Source organism: Mesorhizobium sp. M7A.F.Ca.MR.245.00.0.0 (assembly GCF_003997415.1).
GTDB lineage: Bacteria > Pseudomonadota > Alphaproteobacteria > Rhizobiales > Rhizobiaceae > Mesorhizobium.
In genome coordinates this window covers 226,566-248,688 of sequence record NZ_RZTE01000004.1, presented here as the reverse complement: position 1 = coordinate 248,688, position 22,123 = coordinate 226,566, and the positions used below count along the sequence as shown (strand labels likewise).

Below are 22,123 nucleotides of genomic sequence, written 5' to 3'. Positions count from 1 at the left end.
GAGGTGTGAGGAAACGACGACAAGATGGCAACGCTGCAAACCCAGATCTCCCCCTCCTCCGAAACCTTCCGTGCCAATGCCGAGCGCATGCGGGCGCTGGTCGCCGACATTGCGGAGAAGGCTGCAACCGTCGAGCGCGGCGGCTCGGAGGAAGCGCGCGAGCGGCATGTTTCGCGCGGCAAGCTGTTGCCGCGGGAGCGTCTCGCCCAGTTGCTCGACACCGGCTCGCCCTTCCTCGAGATCGGCCAGTTCGCGGCATGGTCGATGTATGGCGAGGAGATCTCTTCGGCCGGCATGATCGCCGGCATCGGCCGCGTCGAAGGCACCGAGGTCATGGTCGTCGTCAACGATGCCACGGTGAAGGGCGGCACGTATTATCCGCTGACAGTGAAGAAGCATTTGCGGGCGCAGGAGATCGCGCTGCAGAACAATCTGCCTTGCATCTACCTCGTCGACAGCGGCGGCGCCAACCTGCCCAACCAGGACGAGGTGTTTCCCGACCGTGAGCATTTCGGCCGCATCTTCTACAACCAGGCCAACATGTCCGCCGCAGGCATTCCGCAGATCGCCTGCGTCATGGGTTCCTGCACGGCGGGCGGAGCGTATGTGCCGGCGATGTCCGACGAGACGATCATGGTGCGCAACCAGGCGACCATCTTCCTCGGCGGTCCGCCGCTGGTGAAGGCGGCCACTGGTGAAGACGTCAGCGCCGAGGATCTCGGCGGCGCCGATGTGCACACGCGGCTTTCCGGTGTTGCCGACCACTATGCACTCGACGACGACCATGCGCTCGCCATTTGCCGACGCATCGTCAAAACCCTGAATCGGAACAAGACTGTAAGTCTGAACTTACAGAAATCGATTCCGCCGCTTCATCCCGCGGATGAACTGTACGGCATCGTGCCTACCGACCTGCGCCAGCCCTATGACGTCCGCGAGGTGATCGCGCGCATCGTCGACGGTTCCGAATTCGACGAGTTCAAGCAGAATTACGGCACCACGCTGATCACCGGCTTTGCCCATCTGCATGGCATGCCGGTCGGCATCATCGCCAACAACGGCGTGCTGTTTTCCGAAAGCGCTGTGAAGGGCGCGCACTTCATCGAGCTATGCTGCCAGCGTAAGATCCCGCTTGTGTTCCTGCAGAACATTACCGGCTTCATGGTCGGCAGAAAATACGAGGCGGGCGGCATCGCCAAGGACGGCGCCAAGCTGGTGATGGCGGTCGCTACCGCCCGCGTGCCAAAGGTGACGATCATCATCGGCGGTTCGTTCGGCGCCGGCAATTACGGCATGTGCGGCCGCGCCTATTCGCCGCGCTTCCTGTGGATATGGCCGAACGCCCGCATCTCGGTGATGGGCGGCGAGCAGGCGGCAACGGTGCTTGCCATGGTCAAGCGCGAAGGCATCGAGCGCAAGGGCGGAGAATGGAGCGCCGAGGAAGAGGCGAAATTCAAGAAGCCGATCCTGATGAAATACGAGCATGAAGGCCATCCGCTCTATTCGTCCGCACGCCTCTGGGACGACGGCATCATCGACCCTGCGAAGACCCGCGACGTGCTGGCGCTCAGCCTGTCGGCTGCGCTCAACGCCGAAATCGAGGACACGCGCTTTGGCGTGTTTCGGATGTGAGAATGGACGGTCAACTTCGACGGCCAAACGGCGGAACTATACCGGCAGACCGTTGCTGCCGTGCGAATAGGCTGAACTGTATGGACCAATCGATTCATCAGCATAGGCGGCTTCGAATCTCAAACTGCGAACTGGCGGCAGGGAAAAATATTCGCTACTGCTTATCCAGCATGGGGCAATGGGGACGGGCTGGAAATGAAACTGAAATATTGCCAGGGAACGGCTGCTTCGATACTTTCTGTATTTCTAATATTAACAGCGACCGACGCCGGCTCGGCGGAATCGCTCGCAGGACGCAAGGGAGACGTGCGTTTTCCGCCGACCTTGGGTTCGGGCGAATGCAACGTTGCCTACAAGGGCTACGTCGCGGCGAGCGGCCATTCGGCCTACGCTACAACCTTTTATTCGCGTGTCGTCGACCTCTACATTGTCTGCGGGACGAAGCTCAACGCGCCGTCCCAGAAGGCGGCGGAAGAGACGGCGCTGCGCAATTGCCAAGCCGGCTTGACACGGTGGAAGCTCAAGACCGCGAGTGGCGGCTGCGCAATCTCGTCATCGAAATAGATACTACCGACCGCAAGGTAGAGCACTCCCTTGGTAAGGGAGTGCTCTACGCCGAGGGCTGGAATGGCTCACGGGACAGTACCCCCCTCTGCCCTGCCGGACATCTCCCCCACGTGGGGGGAGATCGACGGTCGCTATCGCTTTCGCCAAATTCCAACACTGAAAGTTCGCAGCGAGGGCAAAGCTGCCAATCTCCCCCCTTGCGGGGGAGATGTCCGGCAGGACAGAGGGGGGTGTTCAAGCGCCCTGCTTCCCATGGACTTCGAACCTTACATGCGGAGGCTCCATGTTCGCCAAGATCCTGATCGCCAATCGCGGCGAGATCGCTTGCCGTGTCATCCGGACGGCGCGCAAGATGGGTGTGCGCACTGTCGCCGTCTATTCGGATGCAGACGCGAGATCCCTGCATGTCGAGATGGCCGACGAGGCGGTGCATATCGGCCCCTCGCCCGTCAGCGAAAGCTATCTGCGCGGTGACAAGATCATCGCCGCGGCCCTGGCAACGGGCGCACAAGCCATTCACCCCGGCTACGGCTTCCTGTCGGAAAATCCCGATTTCGTCGACCAGGTGGTGGCGGCGGGGCTCATTTTCATCGGCCCGTCGGCGGCCTCGATCCGTGCCATGGGGCTGAAGGACGCCGCCAAGCGGCTGATGGAAAAGGCCGGCGTGCCGGTCGTGCCGGGCTACCATGGCGAGGCACAGGAAATCGTGCTGCTTGCGTCCAAGGCACGCGAGATCGGCTATCCCGTGCTGATCAAGGCGCGCGCCGGCGGCGGCGGCAAGGGCATGCGCCGGGTCGAGCATCCAGATGAGTTTTCCGAAGCGTTGTCCAGCGCACGGCGCGAGGCGAAAGCCGCTTTCGGCGACGACCGCGTGCTGGTCGAAAAATATGTCGACAAGCCGCGCCATATCGAGGTGCAGGTGTTCGGCGACAATTTCGGCAATGCAGTGCACTTTTATGAACGCGACTGCTCGGCGCAGCGCCGCCACCAGAAAGTGATCGAGGAATCGCCCGCGCCCGGCATGACCGAGGCTTTGCGCAAGGCGATGACGGATGCGGCGGTGAAGGCCGCCAAGGCGATCAATTATTCAGGCGCCGGCACCATCGAGTTCATCGTCGATGCCTCGCAGGGCCTGAAAGCCGACCGCTTCTGGTTCATGGAGATGAACACCCGCCTGCAGGTCGAACATCCGGTCACCGAAATGGTGACCGGCACCGATCTGGTCGAGTGGCAGCTGCGGGTCGCCAGCGGCGAAAAGCTGCCGAAGACGCAAAGCGAGATCGCGCTCGTCGGCCATGCCTTCGAGGCGCGCATTTATGCCGAGGACGCGACGAAAGGTTTTCTGCCGGCAACGGGCACGCTGCACCATCTGAAATTTCCAGACGCGGCCTCCGAAGGCGCCACGATGCGCATAGAGACCGGCGTGCGGGCGGGTGACGCCATCTCGCCTTATCACGACCCGATGATCGCCAAGCTGGTCGTCCACGCAAAGGGCAGGCTGGCGGCTCTGGAAGCGCTTGGCGCGGCGCTATCCCGGACCGAGATCGCCGGCTCGACCGTCAACACCGCCTTTCTTGCCGCTCTCGCCGCCGATCCGGATTTCGCTGCAGGCGATGTCGACACCAGCCTGATTGGCAGACACCAGGGGACCTTGACGACCGTCCCGCCGCCGAGCGACGAAACCATTGCTGCCGCCGCTCTTGCGGCCTCCGGTGCCGGCGCAACCCCGTCATCCGACGATCCGTGGTCGTCGCTTGTCGGCTATGCCCATTTCCACAGCGTGGCGCGACGCACATGGCTGAAGTTCGGCGAAGACGATATCGCGGCGAAGGTTTCGGTGCGGGCGGACGGACGATTCCAGGTCGCGCTGGACAAGCCCTATGGCGACACCAATTCGCATGATTTTCGCGCCACGCCGCGCCTCGCCCGCTGGCCAGGCCATATCACCGTGTTCGAAGGCGCCGTTGGCTACACCTTCGCCGTGCCGGACCCGTTGGCACGGGCCGATGAGGCGGCGGCAAGCACCGGCAGCCTGCGTGCGCCGATGCCGGGATTGGTCAAGCTGGTGCGCGTGGGAAAAGGCGATACGGTGATCAAGGGCCAGCCGCTGCTGATCCTCGAGGCGATGAAGATGGAGCACACCATCGCCGCGCCGCATGACGGCGTGATCGCCGAGATCGCCACAGAGGGCGCACAGGTCACCGACGGAACGGTGCTGGTGCGGTTCGTCGAGGAGCACAACGCCGCGACCACAGCAGTGAGCTGACGGTTCGGAAGGCCAGCGACAGGGCAAACAAGAAAATGGCCGGGATGAACCCGGCCATTTCTCTATGCTATCCAGTCGCCAGGGTGGCGATTACTGCGCGATCGGCGCGTATTTGCCGTCATGCCACTGGTTGATGTCGTAGCTGGCATTCTTGAGGTCGCCCTTCTCGTCGAAGGTGACATCACCGACAACGGTGCTGATCGGCGTACCGTTCTTCAACGCTTCGGCAACCTTGGCCGGGTCGTCGCTGCCGGCACGCTTGATGCCTTCGGCGAAAGCCTGGATGGTGGCGTAAGAGAACAGCGTGAAACCCTCCGGCACGAAACCGCCGGCCTTGATCTTCTCGACGGCTGCCTTGGCTTCCGGCTTTGCCTGCGGATCCGACGGGAAGACGAACATGGTGCCCTCGCCGGCCGGGCCGGCAACCTGCCAGAATTCCGGCGAGGCGATGGAGTCCGGCATGATCAGCTGGAACTTCAGGTTCTGTTCCGCCGACTGACGCAGGATCAGGCCGGCTTCAGGATGGTAGCCGCCGAAATAAACAACGTCGGCTTTCAAATCCTTGAGCTTGGTGACGAGAGCCGAATAGTCCTTCTCGCCAGCGTTGATGCCGTCATAATAGACCTCCTTGAGGCCGCCGGCATTCATCGTTGCCCTGACGGCGTCAGCCACGCCCTGTCCGTAGGCGCTCTTGTCATGCAGGACGACGACATTCTTGCCGGCAAACTTCTTGGCGATCCATGGGCCGATGAAGGCGCCCTGCGCGTCGTCTCGCGTATAAAGGCGCATGATCGTCGGCCAGCCGGCCTTGGCTGCCGCATCGGTCAGCACCGGGTTTGACGAGGCCGGGCTCATCATCAAGGCGCCGGCTTCGGCATAGACAGCTGATGCCGGAATGCTGGAACCCGAGCAGGCATGGCCGTCGATGAACTTGACGCCATCGGCGACGACGCGGTTGGCAACCGACACGGCCTGCTTGGGATCGCATTGGTCGTCTTCGATGCTCAGCTTGATCTGACGACCGTCGACACCGCCCGCGGCGTTGATCGCATCGGCGGCAGCCTGTGCGCCCTGCTTGAACTGATCGCCGATGGTGGCGAGCTGTCCTGTCATCGGGCCCACCACCGCAAAGGTGATGTCGTCTGCGAATGCGACCGGCGTGCTCAACATCAGGCCGAATATGGCCGCGTTCAAAATACTCAATTTTTTCATGATGGTAGAACTCCTCCACTCACGCGCGGCCGCCCCGGCCGCGCTTCTTCCAGAGAGGCCGGACAATTTCACCCTTCATTGAGCCTGTCTAGGCGCATTGGCGCCGCTCGATTGGGCCTGCAAGACGTCATCCACGCAAAAAGCCACGCCAGCCTTGTTCCGGCTGGTCGCGGCTTTTTTGCCCGTCGAGCAATCTCCAGGCGCCCCCGCGCCTAAAAATCCGCTCAGCTTCCCTGTGTCGCGCACGACTGGGCCTTGCGGCATGCCGCGTTCTTTCCCTCGCCTTCGTGACCGTCTTGCGCGGCCTTCAATTTCGCCGGGTCTGGCCGTCTGTGCGGCCTTGATCCCGGAGCTTCCCTGTCTTCGATGGACCTGTCTGCGATTGGCAGATCAGTGCATGGTCATCCATTCGCGGGCTTCGCGCAGCGCCGTGGCGATCTCGACCTTCGACATGGCGGCCGAAAGTTCCGAGCGCAGCTCGGCGGCGCGGGCCGAGCCCTTGATTGCGGCGATGTTGAACCATTTGTGGGCGGCAACGACATCGGTCTCGCAATCGCGGCCGGTCGCATACATCATGCCCAATTCGAAAAGGATGTCGGCCTGGGCAGTTGCTCCCATGGCGCCGAAACCTGCTTCAAGCATTTCAAAACGTGCCATTTCAATCCCCTGTTTTCCGGCCCCTGTCAGGCTCCCGAGAGCTGCCTTCTTTCGTCTTGCCGGCTGCTCTTCCGATGCTTTCGAGAATGCCGTGCAGGCTTGAATCCGTCGTTAAATGGCGTGCTTAATTTGAGGAAAACAAAGCTAAAACAAGAGGTAAACGCCGAAATTCGTTAAGGATACAAACCCAGCAATTCAGCCTGCTTGCCTCAAATTTGACGAAAGTTTTCTCGCGCGGGGGCAAGACTTCGCTAACCACGGCAGACAAAGGCGATGCGCCGATCGTTTCATTTCATCGTCGAGGAGGCGCTTTCAGGCGGCTGCAAAATCCCAAAGTGTTCCGCTACGGCACCGCTTTTGTTTTGCCGGGAGCTGGATTAGCTTACGTTTGCGTAAGCGGCAGACCGGCGAGGCGGAGCATCCGGCCGGACATCCACAGGGAGGAAGACATGTTTCGAAAACTGAGCCTGGCCCTTGCGGCCACATTGATCGTGGCGGGTGCGGCATGGGCCGATCCGATCGAAGGCAATTGGAAGACGCAGGCCGGCGAAACCGCGGCCATCGCCGGCGGCAGCTCGTTTTCCATCACGCTCAAGTCCGGGAAATATGCCGGCAAGACCATCGGCTCGCTCAAAGCGACAGGCGACAACAAATATGCCGGCAACATCACCGATCCGGCAAACGACAAGACCTATTCGGGCAAGGCGACATTGTCGGGCAGCTCTCTCAAGATGAGCGGCTGCGTGCTCGGCGGGCTGATCTGCAAGAGCCAGACCTGGCACAAGCTCTGATCGACCACACCCTTACGACATGATGACGGGGCCTCGACGGGCCCCGTTTTCGTTTTGTCGACACATCCTGCGCCGGTGATGCTCGATACCCGCCGGCGGCTATCCAAACCGACGCCGGCGCCGTCGAAACCCCGTCAATCATCTTGAACGGCAGATGAACGCCGGCATCAGAGCCGGTTCAGTTGCATCAGGGCATTCTCCGGCGTGTTGAAGGAGACCGACCCAATGCTTGCTCGCCGCTTCACCATCGTCTGCCTGCTGGTGAGCCTGTTTGGAATGTTCTTCGCCATCCTCGTCGCCGAAGCGGGCCGTCCGGCCCGCGCCTGGGACGAAGCCAGTTCCAGAACCTGCCGCCTCGCCTGCCCCACCCATCTTCGCAACTGATCAAAGAACCCAGACCTCGAAAGAAAAGCTGAACGCCATGAACCGCATCGCCGCCAACACTCTCAAGACCCTTCGGCTTCTGCCGCGGGCGGCGCTTATCCTGACGGTTCTGGCCGCTCCGGTTCTGGCCGTGCCGATGATGCGCACTGACGCCGGCTCGACGATCGACGCACCAGCCTTGAAGAAGTCCGGCGTCGGCTTTGTGCTCCTGGTCAGCCTGCAGCGCGGTTGAAGAAAAACAGCGCTTTGGTCGCCTTCGGTCGCGACACCCCTCCCAAGTGCCGATCCAAGTCTCTATATTGAGCCATGGAAAAGCGAATCTACCCACAAGCCATCGAATCTGTCGTCATGCCGGAGCCTTTTGGCCGGCAAAGCTTTGATAGCGCCGAGAAAGCCGTCAAGGCACTGCAGGCGCTTTACGACCGCAACACCAAGTTCCTGCGCGACTCCTTTGCAGAGCTAGCGGCAGCAGGCGGCGACAATGGCAAGCGCTACCGGGCCTTTTATCCGGAGATCGGTGTCACCACCAACTCGTTCACCCAGATCGACTCGCGCCAGGCCTATGGCCATATGCCGACGCCCGGGCATTTTTCCACCACCATCACCCAGCCGGGCCTGTTCGAAAGCTACCTCGTAGAGCAGTTGCGCCTGATCATGCGCAATCATGGGGTTGCGGTCACGGTGTCGGAATCGACCACACCCATCCCGCTGCATTTCGCCTTCCTTGAAGGCACCCATGTCGACGGCGCGACGGCAGAGCGCATCAAGCGGCCGATCCGCGACCTGTTCGACGTGCCGGATCTCGATGGCACCGACGACCAGATCGCTAACGGCACCTTCGAAGTCGCCTTTGGCGAGCCGAGGCCTCTGGCGCCCTTCACGGCGCAGCGCATCGATTATTCGCTGCACCGGCTGTCGCACTATACGGCGACCACGCCGCAGCAGTTCCAGAACTTCGTGCTGTTCACCAATTATCAGTTCTACATCGACGAGTTCGTCGCCCGCGCCCGCGACCTGATGGCCAATGGCGGCGGCGGATACACGGAGTTCGTCGAGCCGGGCAATGTCATCACCAAGAGCGGGCAAAGCGCGCCCAGCGAAGGTGTTGCACCGCCGCGCCTGCCGCAGATGCCGGCCTATCACCTGAAGAAATCGGGACATGGCGGCATCACCATGGTCAATATCGGCGTCGGGCCCTCCAACGCCAAGACCATCACCGACCATATTGCGGTGCTGAGGCCGCATGCCTGGGTGATGCTCGGCCACTGCGCCGGCCTGCGCAATACCCAGGCGCTGGGCGACTATGTGCTGGCGCATGCCTATGTGCGCGAGGACCATGTGCTGGACGACGATCTTCCGGTCTGGGTGCCGATCCCGCCGCTGGCCGAGATCCAGGTGGCGTTGCAGGAAGCCGTCGCCGAAGTCACCGGCCTTTCCGGCTACGACCTGAAGCGCATCATGCGCACCGGCACCGTCGCCACCATCGACAATCGCAACTGGGAATTGCGCGACCAGCGTGGCCCGGTACAGCGTCTGTCGCAATCTCGCGCCATCGCACTCGACATGGAATCGGCGACCATCGCCGCCAATGGCTTCCGCTTTCGCGTTCCCTACGGCACGCTGCTGTGCGTTTCGGACAAACCGCTGCATGGCGAGTTGAAGCTGCCCGGTATGGCGACCGAATTCTACAAGCGCCAGGTGGCGCAGCACCTGACCATCGGCATCAGGGCGATGGAGAAGCTCGCGGAAATGCCGATGGAGCGGTTGCATTCGCGCAAGCTCAGAAGTTTTTCGGAAACGGCGTTCCAGTAGGCCGATGCCACGCATCGCGGCGGCATTTCTCATCTTGATTGGGCCGCATTTCTGCCGATAAGCAGGCGGCATGGAGAGAGCGAGCCTCGGGACATTGCTGATTTCGGTTGCATTCCTGGCAATGCTGGCCTGTTCGATCGCTCTGGTGACCGGGTTTTTCGGAACGCTGCATCCCGCCTTCGATTCCTTCTCGCATTTCCGCGTCCACCTTGCCGTGCTGATGGCGCTTTGCGCGCTGCCGCTGCTGGCCACGACATTTCGCCTGCAGGCGGCCGTGGCACTGCTTTTTGCCGTGGCGGCCTTCGCCACCACTTCCGGGTCGCTGTCCTTCTCCCGCCTGTGGCCGGTTCAGGCCGCCTATGAAGCCAAGAACGAAGACCGCGCGATCTACAAGCTGCTGCAGATGAACCTGCGCTACGACAATCCGACGCCGAAGAAGGTGCTGTCGCTGATCGGCCGGACCAATCCCGACGTGATCACCCTCGACGAGGTATCGGCGATGTGGACGACCGAGCTTGGCTATATCAGCAGCGCCTATCCATACCGGATCCTCTGTCCCTATCCCAACGGCATATTCGGCGTCGCGCTGCTCTCGCGGAGGCCCTTTGCCGCGGGCACCGAGGCGCGTTGCGAAAGGCGCGGCGCCATGGCGACAGCGACCGTCGACTTCGGCGGGATCGACGTCGATGTCGCGGCGATCCACCTCAGTTGGCCGTGGCCACGCGAGCAGTACTGGCAGATCGGCGAGTTGACGGAGCCGCTTTCCGCGCTCGGCGAGACGGCCATCATGGCGGGCGACTGCAATGCCGCGCCATGGAGTGCCGCCGTGCGGCGGGTCGCGGCGCTTGGCGGGCTGACCGTGATGCCGTCCGCCGGCCCGACCTGGATCCACATCAAGCTGCCGGACTTCCTGCGGCGCTTCGCCGGCCTGCCGATCGACCAGGTTTTCAGCAAGGGCGGCGTGACCATCCATTCCGCGACACGGCTGGAAGACACCGGCTCGGATCACCTTCCGGTCGTGGTGGAGTTCTCACTCAGGCTGAACCAGCAAAAGCCGCTCGACGAACATGAAACCGCGACCGCGGCCATAAGCCAGACCGGCAAGACGCCAGGCTGAAGGATCAGGGCCTGACCAAAGCGATGACGAGATGCTGGACATGGCCGCCATCGCGATGCTCGCGCGCATCGAAAGCGAGTTGCTTGGCCTCATATGCGGCATTGGTGGCCTTGATACGTCGCTGTGCCTCGCGACGTGTCTTGTAGCAGAACCGGTCGTCGGCAATCCTGAGGCCGGAGATCGATCTTTCCGTGGCCCGCATCATCTCCCTGGCGATGCGGCCATGGGTTTCCTCATGGGCGCGGACGCCGGCGAAGAACCGCGTCCATCGCTTCCGGAGCGTCGGCGTGGTGGCCGAGGCGACACGCGGAAACGTATAGAAGAGATTGAGCGTGCCGTTGGCGCGCCGCAAGCGGCAAACGCCATTGTCCTGGCTGGTGTCAAGGTCCCAATCCACTGCGTAGCCGGTCAACGCGATGGCGTGCGTCATGAAGCCGTGCTTCGGCCCCTTGCGGTCCATAGCCTGCATCAGCGCCAGCCCCGTATTCCCGGTGATGTCGTAGGTCCGCGTCTTGACCACCACCCTGGTGCCGGCCGAGGCCGCCGAAGCCGAACCGAACAGCGCAGCGATCGTCACAAGGCATGCCAGAACCGCCAGGCGCATTGGCCATCTCCTTATCGTCAAGGAATGGAACCATAAGCGCGCGGCAGTTTCAACAGTCCTAATGTTTCACATGCGACGGGAGACCCGAGCCGTCGTCGGGTCCTTTGCACGCTGTGGCCGGCGCGGGCCTACATGCCCTGGTAGACCGGGCCTTCTCCGCCTTGCGGCGGCACCCAGTTGATGTTCTGGTTCGGGTCCTTGATGTCGCATGTCTTGCAGTGGACGCAGTTCTGCGCGTTGATGACGAAGCGCACATCCTTGGCCGTGGGATCGGCGGCGGCATTGCCGTCCTTGTCGACCCACTCGTAAACCCCGGCCGGACAGTAACGCGTCGAGGGCCCCGCAAAGACATCGTGCTCGGACCGCTTCTGCAGTTCCATGTCGCCGACAAGCAGGTGGACCGGCTCGTTTTCCTCGTGATTGGTGTTGGACAGGAACACCGAGGACAGCCTGTCGAAGGTCAGCACGCCATCGGGCTTCGGATAGGCGATCTTCTTGTGCCGGGCGGCAGGCTCGAGCGTCGCATAGTCGGCCTTGCCATGCTTCAGCGTGCCGAAGGGCGAGACACCGAACAGCGTGTTCAGCCACATGTCGAGGCCGCCGAGGCCGACACCGACGATCGTGCCGAAGCGCGACCACAGCGGCTTGACGTTGCGCACCTTCTTCAAATCCTTGCCGATGTCGGTCGCGCGCCAGGCTTCCTCGTAGGAAGCGAGTTCGTCGTTGGCGCGCCCGGCACCGATCGCCTCTGCGACATGCTCGGCCGCCAGCATGCCGGACAGCACGGCATTGTGCGAGCCCTTGATGCGCGGCACGTTGACGAAGCCCGCCGCACATCCCATTAGCGCACCACCGGGGAAGGAGAGTTTCGGCACTGACTGCCAGCCGCCCTCGGTGATGGCGCGCGCGCCATAGCCGAGGCGCTTGGCGCCGTCGAAAGTCCCGCTGATCGCCGGATGGGTCTTGAAGCGCTGGAATTCCTCGAAGGGCGACAGCCAGGGGTTCTTGTAATTGAGGTGGAGGACGAAGCCGACCGCCACCTGATTGTCCTCGAGATGGTAGAGGAACGAGCCGCCGCCGGTCTTCAAGTCAAGCGGCCAGCCGAAGGAATGCTGGACCAGGCCCGGACGGTGGTTCTCCGGCTTGACCTGCCAGAGTTCCTTCAGGCCGATGCCGTATTTGCCCGGTTCGCGGCCATCGGAAAGCTTGTATCTGGCGATCAACTGCTTGGCGAGCGAGCCGCGAGCGCCCTCCCCGATCAGCACATATTTGCCCATCAGCGCCATGCCGGGTGCGAAACCCGGACCGTGCGTTCCGTCCTTCTCGATGCCCATGTCGCCGGTGACGACGCCGGTGACGGCGCCTTGCTCATTGTAGAGCAGGCCGGCAGCGGCAAAGCCCGGATAGATCTCGACGCCGAGCGCTTCGGCCTTGGTCGCCAGCCAGCGGCAGACATTGCCGAGCGAGACGATGTAGTTGCCGTGATTGTTCATCAGCGGCGGCATGAAAATGTTGGGCAGGCGAAACGAGCCGGCGGGACCAAGGACCAGGAAATGGTCTGATGTGACCGGCGTCTTGAAGGGATGGCCGTCCTCGTCGCGCCAGCCCGGCAAGAGCCGGTCGATGCCGATCGGATCGACAACGGCGCCGGAGAGAATATGGGCGCCGACCTCACCGCCCTTCTCCAGGACGACGACCGAAAGCTCGGGATTGACCTGCTTGAGGCGGATGGCTGCGGCGAGGCCGGCAGGGCCGGCGCCGACGATAACCACGTCGAATTCCATGCTTTCGCGTTCGATGTCGCTCATCAACCCCTCCGCACTGGCTTATCCCATTCGGGTATCTTGCTGGCTCCCGCGCTGCATAGCGCATCAATTGACGACAGGAAACCGGCGCATACGTGACAATGCCGTTTTGGCCAAAAAGTCGCGCATTGCGAGGCTGGAAGACTGCTTTTCGCCCGGCATTGCCTGCGAGGCGCGCGTTTTTAATTGTTCGACGGCTTGCTTATCGGCCATACTTCACGCCATGCGCATTCCTGGGCCAGCCGGCTTTTCATCGACGCGCTTTCTTTTCCCGCCCGGCCGGATCCGCCGGGCGCTCCTTTTGACCCTTCTGATGCTGGCGCCGCATCACGCTGCCGCTGACGAAGTGAAGGTCTGGGCGGCAGGCGCCTACTCCTTCTCCGACGAGCTTGGCGGCTTCCAAATCACCGGCGCCTCGGGCATCGGAACGAAGGACGATCCGTTCGTCATCACCGAAGAGCTGAATTCGTCAACACCGGTGACGCTGACGATCCGCACGACAAAGCCGATCCAGGCCTTCGGCAAGGCCGGCGAATTCGCCAACGGTATGATGTATATGCGCATCGAGGTGCTCAACAACAGCGGCCAGGCCTGGGTCGAATTCCAGTTCGAATTGCAGGAGATCCTGAATCGGCCGAGCGTGTTCGGCGACGGGCTTTCCTTCGACCAGCGCAACAAGACGCCAGACAATATCTTGTCGAGCAATTTCGCCGATTTCGATCGCGATTTCGAACCCTATGACCGGCTGCTGTTCAGGAATGGCAAGGTCGACCCGCTGAAAACCGCCAGGTTCGAATTCCTGATGACTGATTACACGCCGCGCTGGACGTTTTACCTCGTGCAGGATCCACGCATACCGACGGGATGAGGCGCGGATGCGGGGCGCGCTCTCCCCCCTCGAGGGGCGGCACGACCGGACGCGACTCCCCTTCGCCGACAGAGGAGGTTGACGCTCTACGCGCGACGACCCCCTCTGGCCTGCCGGCCATCTCCCCCTCAAGGAGGGAGATTGGCTGTCATCACCGCTTTCGCCAATCACAAACTTGCAAATCGTGCTCGCGCGGATGAATGTGCCGGCATGACTGCCGCTTTCCCAAACAACAGACCTGACATCGCCGACTTGCTGGCCTTTTATGCCAGCGTGGGCGTCGACGAGGCGCTTGAAGACCAGCCCGTGAACCGGTTTGCCGAGGTTGCGCCAAAGCCCATGGAGCGCGCGGCGGCGTCTTCGGGCGATATCGCCGCACCGCAGCGTTCGACGAATATGTCTCGCCCCGAACCAGGTGACAGATCAAGTGCGCCGCCGGTTGCGCGCCCAACGTCGGCCACCGTTCCCGACGAAGCGCAGGCGGCACTTGCCCGCCAATTGGCGACCACAGCAACGACGCTGGACGAGCTTCGCCAGCACATGGCGGCATTCGAAGGCTGCAATCTCAAGGCCACCGCCAAGAGCCTGGTGTTCGCCGACGGCAACCCGGAAGCCGCCGTGATGCTGGTCGGCGAGGCACCCGGCCGCGACGAGGACATCGAGGGCCTGCCCTTCGTCGGCCGATCGGGCCGGCTGCTCGACCGCATGCTGGCGGCGATCGGGCTCGACCGTACTTCAGTCTATATCGCCAATGTCATTCCCTGGCGGCCGCCGGGCAATCGCACGCCGACGCCGCACGAAACCGAGATCTGCCGGCCGTTCATCGAGCGGCAGATCGAACTGGTCAATCCGAAGGTGCTGATCAACCTTGGCGGCCCGTCAGCCAAGACCTTGCTCAACACCTCGGAAGGCATATTGCGGCTGCGCGGCAACTGGCGCGCCCACACGACGGCGTCCGGCATCGCCATCCCGGCCATGCCGACGCTGCATCCGGCCTATCTCCTGCGAACCCCGTCGCACAAGAAGCTGGCGTGGCGGGATTTTCTCGAAGTCAAGGCGAAGCTGCGCGCACTTGGGTGATTGGCCAATCTCCTCCACGAGGGGGGGGAAATTGGCTGTCATCTCCGCTTTCGCCAATCTCCAATGTGGATAGGCGAACGCCGGCAAGAACTATGACCTCAGACGTAATTGAAATGCCCCTTCCCCCGGTCTAACCATGCCCTCATGACAACAGCCCAAACCTCCGCTGGCAGCCTCATTCGCGAGTGGCGCACCCGCCGCCGCATGTCTCAACTCGACCTCGCCATGGAGGCCGAAATCTCGCAGCGGCATCTGAGCTTCGTCGAAAGCGGCCGCGCCGCGCCCTCACGCGACATGGTGCTGCATCTGGCCGAGCAATTGTCGATGCCGCTGAGGCAGCGCAACCAGTTGCTGCTCGCCGCCGGCTTTGCGCCGAGCTTCGGCGAGCGCTCATTGACCGACACCACGATGGCGCCGGCGATGGCGGCGGTCGAGATCGTCCTCAAAGGCCACGAGCCGTTCCCGGCACTCGCCGTCGACCGCCACTGGAACCTAATTTCGGCCAATGCCGCCATTGCCCCCTTCCTTGCCGATGTCAGCGAGGCTTCGCTGCTGACGCCGCCGGTCAACGTACTTCGCCTCAGCCTTCATCCCGGCGGCATCGCGCCACGCATCGTCAATCTCCAGGAATGGCGGACGCATCTGCTCGAGCGCCTGAAACACCAGAATGACGCGAGCGGCGACGCGGTGCTGATCGAACTCGAGCGTGAGCTGAGGACTTATCCGTCCGGCTTGAAAGGCAGTCGGCCGGTGTCGGTAGAGCCGAACCCCATCGTGCACCCGCTCAGGCTTGCGCACGGCGACCAGGTGCTGTCGTTCATCAGCACCATCACCGTCTTCGGCACGCCGCTCGACGTGACCCTGTCGGAACTGGCGATCGAATCGTTTTTTCCAGCCGACGAGCAGACGAGAACGGTGTTGGTGCGGTTGGCGAAGGAGCGGGCCGAGCTGTCGTAATCACCCTTCAGGCAAAGATGCCTTGCGCGTGCGGGTGCGCTCCAGGCCAAGCTGGCGTTCGCGCCAGATGATGAAAATGCCGGCGGCGACGACGATCAGGCCGCCGACAAGCATATGGAGCGTGGCGACGTCGCCGAAGACGAGATAGCCGACGACGACGCCGAGGATCATCGACGTATATTCGAACGGCGCCACGACCGAGGCTTCGGCATGGCGATAGGCTGCCGTCATCAGGATCTGGCCGAGGCCGCCGCAGAAGCCGGCGGCAACAAGAAGAGCCGCCTGGAGCGGCGTCAGCGCCTGCCAGCCGAATGGCAGCGACAGCAGCGACATGACGCTCGCCGTCACCGAAAACCACAGCACGATGGTCGCTGTGCGCTCGCTTTGCACGAGATTGCGCACCAAGAGCATGGCGACGGCCGAGATCGCCGCGGCGACAAGAGCGGCGATGACGCCAAGCACTTCCTGATCGTCGAGCGCCTCGTCGGAACTCAGCAGCGTCAGTTCCGGCCAGGAGATGATCAGCACGCCGACCAGGCCGACCGCGACCGCACTCCAGCGATAGACACGGATGGCCTCGCCGAGGAAGATGGAGCTGAACACCACCACCAGCAGCGGCTGCGCGTAATTCAGCGTGATCGCTTCCGGCAGCGGCAGCCGGGTCAACGCAAAAAAGCCGAGCCCCATGGCGCAGACGCCGACCAGGCCGCGGGCGATGTGGTTGAACGGACGGTTGGTGGTGAAGGCAGTGCCGAGTTCTTTCCTGAAGGCCAGGAAGGCGATGATCGGGAAGATAGCGAAGAAAGAGCGGAAGAAGACAATCTGGCCGGCCGGAACCGTGCCTGCGGCTTTGATGCAGGTCTGCATGCCGACGAAGACCGCCACCGACACGATCTTGAACATGATGCCGGTTAGCGTGTCGTGCCCGCCGGCATCACCGCTGGCTGTGGCCGGGGGGCTGCCGGGGCCTGCTGTCACGCTCCCGACGCTTCTCGGATGGTCGCCCAGATACGCGCCGGCGTTGCCGGCATGTCGATGTGCTTGACGCCATAGGCGCGCCAGATCGCGTCAGTCACCGCATTGAGTGCCGCCGGCGTCGAGCCGATGGTGCCGGCCTCGCCCGCGCCCTTGATGCCGAGTGCATTGGTGGTCGAAGGCACGTTACGGGTCTCGAAATGGAAGAACGGGAAATTGTCGGCGCGCGGCATGGCGTAATCCATGAAGCTCGCCGTCAAAAGCTGTCCGTCCTCGCCATAGATGGTGTCCTCGGTCAGTGCCTGGCCGATACCTTGCACGACGCCGCCATGCACCTGGCCGGCGAGCAGGATCGGGTTCACGGTGACGCCGAAATCGTCGACGATGGTGTAGCGGACGATCTCGGTCGCGCCGGTGTCGGGATCGATCTCGACCTCGCAGATATGAGTGCCGTTGGGATAGGTGCATTCGTCCTGCACGAACTCGCCAAAGCCCTTGAGATCATCCGGCGTCTTGGCGGCCTTGGCGATGGCGGAAAAATCGATCGAGCGATCGGTGCCGACGATGCGGGCAACACCATCAGACAGCTCAATGTCGCCGGCCGAGGCTTCAAGCTCGTCGGCGGCGATGCGCTTGATCTTGTTGGCCAGATCCTCGCCCGCGCGGGAAGCCGATACACCCCCCAGCGGTATGGAGCGCGAGCCGCCGGTGCCGCCGCCGGCTTTCAATTCATCGGTATCGCCCTGGCGGACATGGATCTTGTCGATGTCGAGATTGAGCTTTTCCGACAGGAACTGGGCATAGGCGGTGGCGTGCCCCTGTCCGTTGGTCTGGGTGCCGATCTTCAGCGTCACCGTGCCATCGCCGTTGAGTTCGACGAAGGCCGGTTCGGAGCCCGGAAAGGCACAGGCCTCGATATAGGTCGCCATGCCGAGGCCGCGGATTTTTCCGCCGGCCTTCGATTGCGCCAGCCGCTCGGGAAACGCTTTCCATTCGGATTGCTCAATAGCACGCTCCATATGGCCTTCGAATTCACCGGTGTCGTAGAGGCGGCCGGTTTGCGTCCGGTAGGGAAATTGCTCCGGCCGGATGAAGTTGCGGCGGCGGATCTCCTCGACAGGCAGGCCGAGATCATGGGCGCAGGCATCGACCAGCTTTTCCAGCAGGAAGGCTGCTTCCGGACGGCCGGCACCGCGATAGGCATCGACCGGGCAGGTGTTGGTGTAGAGGCCGGTCACCGAGACGTCGAGCGCCTGGATATCGTAGACACCGGTCGACATGGTGACGCCGATATAGGGGATGAACGGGCCGTATTGCGAGATATAGGCGCCGATGTTGGCGAGCAGGTCCACCTTCATGCCGAGAAAGCGGCCGTCCTTGTCCAGCGCCATCTCAGCCGTGACGAAATTGTCGCGGCCTTGCGCGTCGGTCAGGAAGTGCTCCGTGCGGTCACCGGCCCATTTCACCGGGCGGCCAAGCCGCTTTGCCGCTTCCAGCACCAGCGGATATTCGCGGTAGACGAAGCTCTTCGGCCCGAAACCACCGCCGACATCAGGCGTGATGACGCGCAGCTGGTCCTTCTTGATCTTGAACACGCTGGCCAGGATATACTGCATGGAGTGCACGCCTTGCGACCCGGTGGTCAGCACGAAGCGCTTCTCCTCGACGTTCCATTCGCCGATCGCGGAGCGCGGCTCCATGTAGTTGCACACCAGCCGGTTGTTGACGAACTCGATGCGGGTGACATGGGCGGCTTTGGCGAAAGCCGCTTCGCTCTTTTTCTTGTCGCCCATGTGGTAGCTGAAGGCGCGGTTGGAACCAAGCTCCGGCCAGACCAGCGGCGTGCCTTCGGCCAATGCCGTTGCCGTCCCGGAGGCCGCATCTTCGCCGTCATAGTCGACATCGATCAGTTCGGCGGCATCCTGCGCCAAGGCTCGGCTGTCGGCGACGACGAAGGCAACGGCATCGCCGACATAGTTGACGCGGTCGCCGCACAGGATCGGGATGTCGCGCGTCGGAGCCTTGGTGCCGTCCGGCTGTTCCTGCATGACGCCGGATTTCAGATCGCCGAGATGGGCAAGATCCTTGCCGGTCAGCACCAGATGGACGCCAGGTGCCGTCTTCGCCGCCTCGGTCGAACCGATGGTGAAGCTGGCCTTGGCGACCGGCGAGCGCAGGAGATAGCCATGCAGGACGCCAGCCGGCTGGATGTCGTCGGTATAGCGGCCCTGGCCCTGGATGAAGGCGGCATCCTCGCGCCGCAGCACGGATGCGCCCATGCCGAATTTCGGTGTGACGACGGTCATGGGTGCCTCGTGATGATGACAGGAGAAGGAACGCCTGAAATAGGCATTGCCTCAGTTTTGTCGAGGGGCCGTTTCGTGTAAAGAGCGCGGACTTCAAATTTCTTGGACCAGCGGACACAATCCGCCGCCAACGCAATCGACAGGAAAACCCACGGAATGCGCACGGACACCGGCCAGGTCTTCAAACTCGAAGACTATCGCCCCAACGACTACCTCATTCCGAAAACCGACCTTACCTTCCGCCTTTCGCCAGACGCAACGCGTGTCACCGCCGTCCTCACGATAGAGCGTCGTGACGACGTCTCCCTGTCGGCACCGTTGGTGCTCGACGGCGACGGGCTGACGCTCAAGCGCATCGAGATCGACGGCAAGAAGGTAAAACCGGCGGATCTGCTGGCGACGCCTGACCGGTTGACAATCCTCAAGCCTCCGGCGGCACGTCGCTTCCAGTTGCTCATAGAGACCGAGGTGGCGCCGGCCGGCAACGAAGCCCTGATGGGCCTCTACCGCTCGAGCCATGTCTACTGCACGCAATGCGAAGCCGAGGGCTTTCGCCGCATCACCTATTTCCTCGATCGTCCCGACATCCTGTCCGTCTACACGGTGCGCATAGAAGCAATGCGTGACGAAGCGCCGCTGCTCCTGTCCAACGGCAACCTGGTCGACAGGGGCGACCTCGGCGACGGCTGGCACTATGCAGTGTGGCACGACCCCTTCCCCAAGCCATCCTATTTGTTCGCGCTGGTGGCCGGCAATCTCGGCCAGCTTGCGGACAGTTTCGTCACGCTGTCGGGCCGCACGGTCGAACTCGGCATCTATGTCGAGCCCGGCAAGGAGAAGCTGGCCGGCTACGCGATGGATGCCCTGAAGCGGTCGATGAAATGGGACGAAGAGGCATTCGGCCGCGAATACGATCTCGACGTCTTCAACATCGTCGCCGTGTCAGACTTCAACATGGGAGCGATGGAGAACAAGGGCCTCAACATCTTCAACGACAAATATGTGCTGGCCGATCGGGAGACCGCGACGGACGCCGATTTCGCCAATATCGAGGCGATCATCGCGCATGAGTATTTCCACAATTGGACAGGCAACAGAATCACTTGCCGCGACTGGTTCCAGCTCTGCCTGAAGGAAGGCCTGACGGTTTTCCGCGACCACGAATTCTCCGCCGACCAGCGCTCGCGCGCGGTCAAGCGCATCGCCGAAGTGCGCACCTTGCGCGCCCACCAGTTTCCCGAGGACCAGGGCCCACTGGCGCATCCAGTGCGGCCGCGCCGCTACCGCGAGATCAACAATTTCTACACCGCGACGGTCTACGAGAAAGGCTCCGAAGTGGTGCGGATGATCCGCACAATTCTCGGTGCCGACGTCTTTCGCGCCGGCATGGACCTCTATTTCGAGCGACACGACGGTGACGCGGCGACGATCGAGGATTTCATCAAGGTGTTCGAGGATGCGTCCGGCCGCGACCTGTCGCAGTTCGCGCTCTGGTATCATCAGGCAGGCACGCCGAACCTGACGATCAGTTCGACGCACAATCCGGCCGCGCAGGAATTCACGCTCGAAATCGAGCAGTCGGTGCCGCCGACACCGTCCGAAAGCCGCAAGCGGCTGATGCACATCCCGCTGGCTTTCGGCCTGATCGGCGCCGGCGGCAAGCCTGTGCCGTATAGCGGCGTCGAAGGCGCCAGCGTCGAGGACGGCGTCATCCATATCCGCAAGCGTCGCCACATGGTGCGGTTTTCAGGCGTCACCGAGCGCCCGGCCGTGTCGCTCAACCGCGGCTTTTCGGCGCCGGTGACATTGTCCGTCGAGCAGAAAGCCGACGACCAATTCTTTCTCGCCCGCCATGACAGCGACGCCTTTTCGCGCTGGCAGGCCTTCAATACATTGCTGACTGATGCACTGATCACCGCCTTCCGCGAGACCCTCGGCGGCAAGCAGCCGGCCTTTGCACCGCGGCTGATCGAACTCGCCGGCAGCATCGCCGGCGACGAGACGCTGGAGCCGGCCTATCGAGCACTGGCGCTGGCATTGCCCAGCGAAGCCGACATCGCCCGCGACATCGGCCGGAACATCGACCCCGATGCTATCTATGCGGCTCGCGAGGCACTGGCGTTGGCGATCGGCACTGCGAACCGGGACGTTTTTTCGGGCCTTTACCGCAGCCTTGCCGACAAAGCAGCGTTCAGCCCCGACGCGGCGAGCGCCGGACGACGCGCCTTGCGCAACACCTTGCTGGATTATCTGTCGCTGCAGCCGGGTGGAGCAGCACTCGCCGCCAGGCATTTCCAGTCGGCGACCAACATGACCGACCGCGCGGCAGCACTTGCCGTGCTCGCGCATCGTCACCACGGTTCGCCCGAGGCGGTCGAGGCGCTGGCGGCTTTCGAGACGACCTATGGGTCCGACCCGCTGGTCATGGACAAATGGTTCCAGATCCAGGCCAGCGTTCCGGGGCCGCAAACCGTCGACACCGTGAAGGCCCTGACCAACCACCCGGCCTTCTCGATGGGCAATCCGAACCGGGTTCGCTCGCTGATCGGCACCTTCTCCAGCGCCAACCAGACCGGCTTCCATCGTGCTGACGGCGAAGGCTACTGGTTCTTTGCTCAGACTGTGCTCGAGGTTGAAAAGCGCAACCCGCAAGTGGCGGCCAGGCTGGCGACGGCGCTCAGATCGTGGCGTTCGCTCGAACCTTTGCGGCAGGCCAAGGCCAGGGAAGCGCTGCTGTCGATCGCCGGCGCCGAAAACCTGTCGGCGGATCTGCGGGATATTGTCGAGCGCACGCTGGCGTAGGAGCCTTTCCTAGCTACCGGCGCCTGGCATAGCGTCGGTAAAAGCGATTATTTTAGTCGATTTTTAATCTTTTTTGGCCGGACCACTGGACAAGGCGAATCACCTTTGATTCTTTACTGACGATTCGGATGTGCGGCGTTTGCCGGATCACCAAGCAGCATAGGCAAATTCGGGGAGTGCCATTTATGGCGAAGGCGGACGCGTGGGGCGCGCCCGGAGGGACGGCTTTTGCGCGTCGTGAGACGCGCGGCGACGGTCTTGCCGGGAATACGCGGCTCATCGCCGAAC

At 62.7% G+C, this 22,123-nt stretch carries 19 protein-coding genes; 12 read left to right on the top strand and 7 right to left on the bottom strand.

Features of this window, described 5'->3' with window-relative positions; all coding sequences use genetic code 11:
* Positions 1 to 24: 24 nt before the first annotated feature.
* The 3 genes from EOB80_RS07640 to EOB80_RS07625 all read left to right on the top strand — a co-directional run bounded on the left by EOB80_RS07640 (position 25) and on the right by EOB80_RS07625 (position 4,465).
* Positions 25 to 1,632 (top strand): carboxyl transferase domain-containing protein, encoded by a 1,608-nt coding sequence (locus EOB80_RS07640; RefSeq protein ID WP_127327218.1) that lies wholly within the window; start codon positions 25 to 27, stop codon positions 1,630 to 1,632.
* Between the two features lie 195 nt (positions 1,633 to 1,827).
* Positions 1,828 to 2,196 (top strand): hypothetical protein, encoded by a 369-nt coding sequence (locus EOB80_RS07635; protein WP_127269365.1) that lies wholly within the window; start codon positions 1,828 to 1,830, stop codon positions 2,194 to 2,196.
* Between the two features lie 286 nt (positions 2,197 to 2,482).
* Positions 2,483 to 4,465, top strand: coding sequence for an acetyl/propionyl/methylcrotonyl-CoA carboxylase subunit alpha (locus EOB80_RS07625; protein WP_127327217.1), 1,983 nt, complete (start codon positions 2,483 to 2,485; stop codon positions 4,463 to 4,465).
* A 90-nt stretch (positions 4,466 to 4,555) separates the two neighbouring features.
* On the opposite strand, the gene EOB80_RS07620 is transcribed toward EOB80_RS07625, so the two are convergent.
* Positions 4,556 to 5,677 (bottom strand): ABC transporter substrate-binding protein, encoded by a 1,122-nt coding sequence (locus EOB80_RS07620; protein WP_127270990.1) that lies wholly within the window; start codon positions 5,675 to 5,677, stop codon positions 4,556 to 4,558.
* 390 nt (positions 5,678 to 6,067) lie between these two features.
* Positions 6,068 to 6,334, bottom strand: a complete 267-nt coding sequence (locus tag EOB80_RS07615; protein WP_013532614.1) for a sel1 repeat family protein — start codon at positions 6,332 to 6,334, stop codon at positions 6,068 to 6,070.
* Between the two features lie 449 nt (positions 6,335 to 6,783).
* Here EOB80_RS07615 and EOB80_RS07610 point away from each other — a divergent pair, with 449 nt between their 5' ends.
* The 5 genes from EOB80_RS07610 to EOB80_RS07595 all read left to right on the top strand — a co-directional run bounded on the left by EOB80_RS07610 (position 6,784) and on the right by EOB80_RS07595 (position 10,438).
* Positions 6,784 to 7,125, top strand: coding sequence for a DUF2147 domain-containing protein (locus EOB80_RS07610; protein WP_127327216.1), 342 nt, complete (start codon positions 6,784 to 6,786; stop codon positions 7,123 to 7,125).
* Positions 7,126 to 7,350: 225 nt separating this feature from the next.
* A complete protein-coding gene (locus EOB80_RS34460; protein ID WP_023812838.1) occupies positions 7,351 to 7,509 on the top strand; it encodes a hypothetical protein in 159 nt (52 codons plus the stop codon).
* A gap of 37 nt (positions 7,510 to 7,546) precedes the next feature.
* Positions 7,547 to 7,741 carry a hypothetical protein gene (locus EOB80_RS07605; protein ID WP_127270986.1) on the top strand — a complete coding sequence of 65 codons (195 nt, stop codon included), beginning with the start codon at positions 7,547 to 7,549 and terminating at the stop codon, positions 7,739 to 7,741.
* A 116-nt stretch (positions 7,742 to 7,857) separates the two neighbouring features.
* Positions 7,858 to 9,321: an AMP nucleosidase gene (locus tag EOB80_RS07600; protein WP_245466279.1), complete on the top strand. Its 1,464-nt coding sequence runs from the start codon at positions 7,858 to 7,860 to the stop codon at positions 9,319 to 9,321.
* A 70-nt stretch (positions 9,322 to 9,391) separates the two neighbouring features.
* Positions 9,392 to 10,438 carry an endonuclease/exonuclease/phosphatase family protein gene (locus EOB80_RS07595; protein WP_127327214.1) on the top strand — a complete coding sequence of 349 codons (1,047 nt, stop codon included), beginning with the start codon at positions 9,392 to 9,394 and terminating at the stop codon, positions 10,436 to 10,438.
* A gap of 4 nt (positions 10,439 to 10,442) precedes the next feature.
* Here the strand turns inward: EOB80_RS07595 and EOB80_RS07590 are convergent, their stop codons facing one another.
* The 3 genes from EOB80_RS07590 to EOB80_RS34455 form a co-directional block, all read right to left on the bottom strand.
* Complete coding sequence (locus EOB80_RS07590; protein ID WP_127327213.1) at positions 10,443 to 11,042, bottom strand: DUF922 domain-containing protein; 600 nt, start codon at positions 11,040 to 11,042, stop codon at positions 10,443 to 10,445.
* Positions 11,043 to 11,170: 128 nt separating this feature from the next.
* The gene (locus EOB80_RS07585; RefSeq protein ID WP_127327212.1) at positions 11,171 to 12,850 is read right to left on the bottom strand and encodes an electron transfer flavoprotein-ubiquinone oxidoreductase; all 1,680 of its coding nucleotides are present in this window, start codon (positions 12,848 to 12,850) and stop codon (positions 11,171 to 11,173) included.
* Between the two features lie 63 nt (positions 12,851 to 12,913).
* On the bottom strand, positions 12,914 to 13,060 hold the full coding sequence (locus EOB80_RS34455) for a hypothetical protein (RefSeq protein WP_155930595.1): 147 nt from the start codon (positions 13,058 to 13,060) through the stop codon (positions 12,914 to 12,916).
* Positions 13,061 to 13,070: 10 nt separating this feature from the next.
* Between EOB80_RS34455 and EOB80_RS07580 the strand changes: the two genes are divergently transcribed.
* From EOB80_RS07580 to EOB80_RS07570, 3 genes are all read left to right on the top strand, one after another.
* Positions 13,071 to 13,715 (top strand): hypothetical protein, encoded by a 645-nt coding sequence (locus tag EOB80_RS07580; RefSeq protein WP_127327211.1) that lies wholly within the window; start codon positions 13,071 to 13,073, stop codon positions 13,713 to 13,715.
* A 210-nt stretch (positions 13,716 to 13,925) separates the two neighbouring features.
* Positions 13,926 to 14,795 carry a uracil-DNA glycosylase gene (locus EOB80_RS07575; protein ID WP_127327210.1) on the top strand — a complete coding sequence of 290 codons (870 nt, stop codon included), beginning with the start codon at positions 13,926 to 13,928 and terminating at the stop codon, positions 14,793 to 14,795.
* A 144-nt stretch (positions 14,796 to 14,939) separates the two neighbouring features.
* A complete protein-coding gene (locus EOB80_RS07570) occupies positions 14,940 to 15,752 on the top strand; it encodes a helix-turn-helix transcriptional regulator (protein ID WP_127323083.1) in 813 nt (270 codons plus the stop codon).
* Here EOB80_RS07570 and EOB80_RS07565 read toward each other — a convergent pair whose 3' ends face one another.
* Both EOB80_RS07565 and EOB80_RS07560 read right to left on the bottom strand, forming a co-directional pair.
* Entirely contained in the window at positions 15,753 to 16,730 is a 978-nt protein-coding gene (locus EOB80_RS07565) for a DMT family transporter (RefSeq protein ID WP_127327209.1), read from the bottom strand.
* Positions 16,727 to 19,033, bottom strand: a complete 2,307-nt coding sequence (locus EOB80_RS07560) for a xanthine dehydrogenase family protein molybdopterin-binding subunit (RefSeq protein WP_127327208.1) — start codon at positions 19,031 to 19,033, stop codon at positions 16,727 to 16,729. Before EOB80_RS07560 ends, EOB80_RS07565 begins: the two co-directional genes overlap by 4 nt.
* A 156-nt stretch (positions 19,034 to 19,189) precedes the next feature.
* Here EOB80_RS07560 and pepN point away from each other — a divergent pair, with 156 nt between their 5' ends.
* Entirely contained in the window at positions 19,190 to 21,835 is a 2,646-nt protein-coding gene (gene pepN / locus EOB80_RS07555; protein ID WP_127327207.1) for an aminopeptidase N, read from the top strand.
* Positions 21,836 to 22,123: the final 288 nt, after the last annotated feature.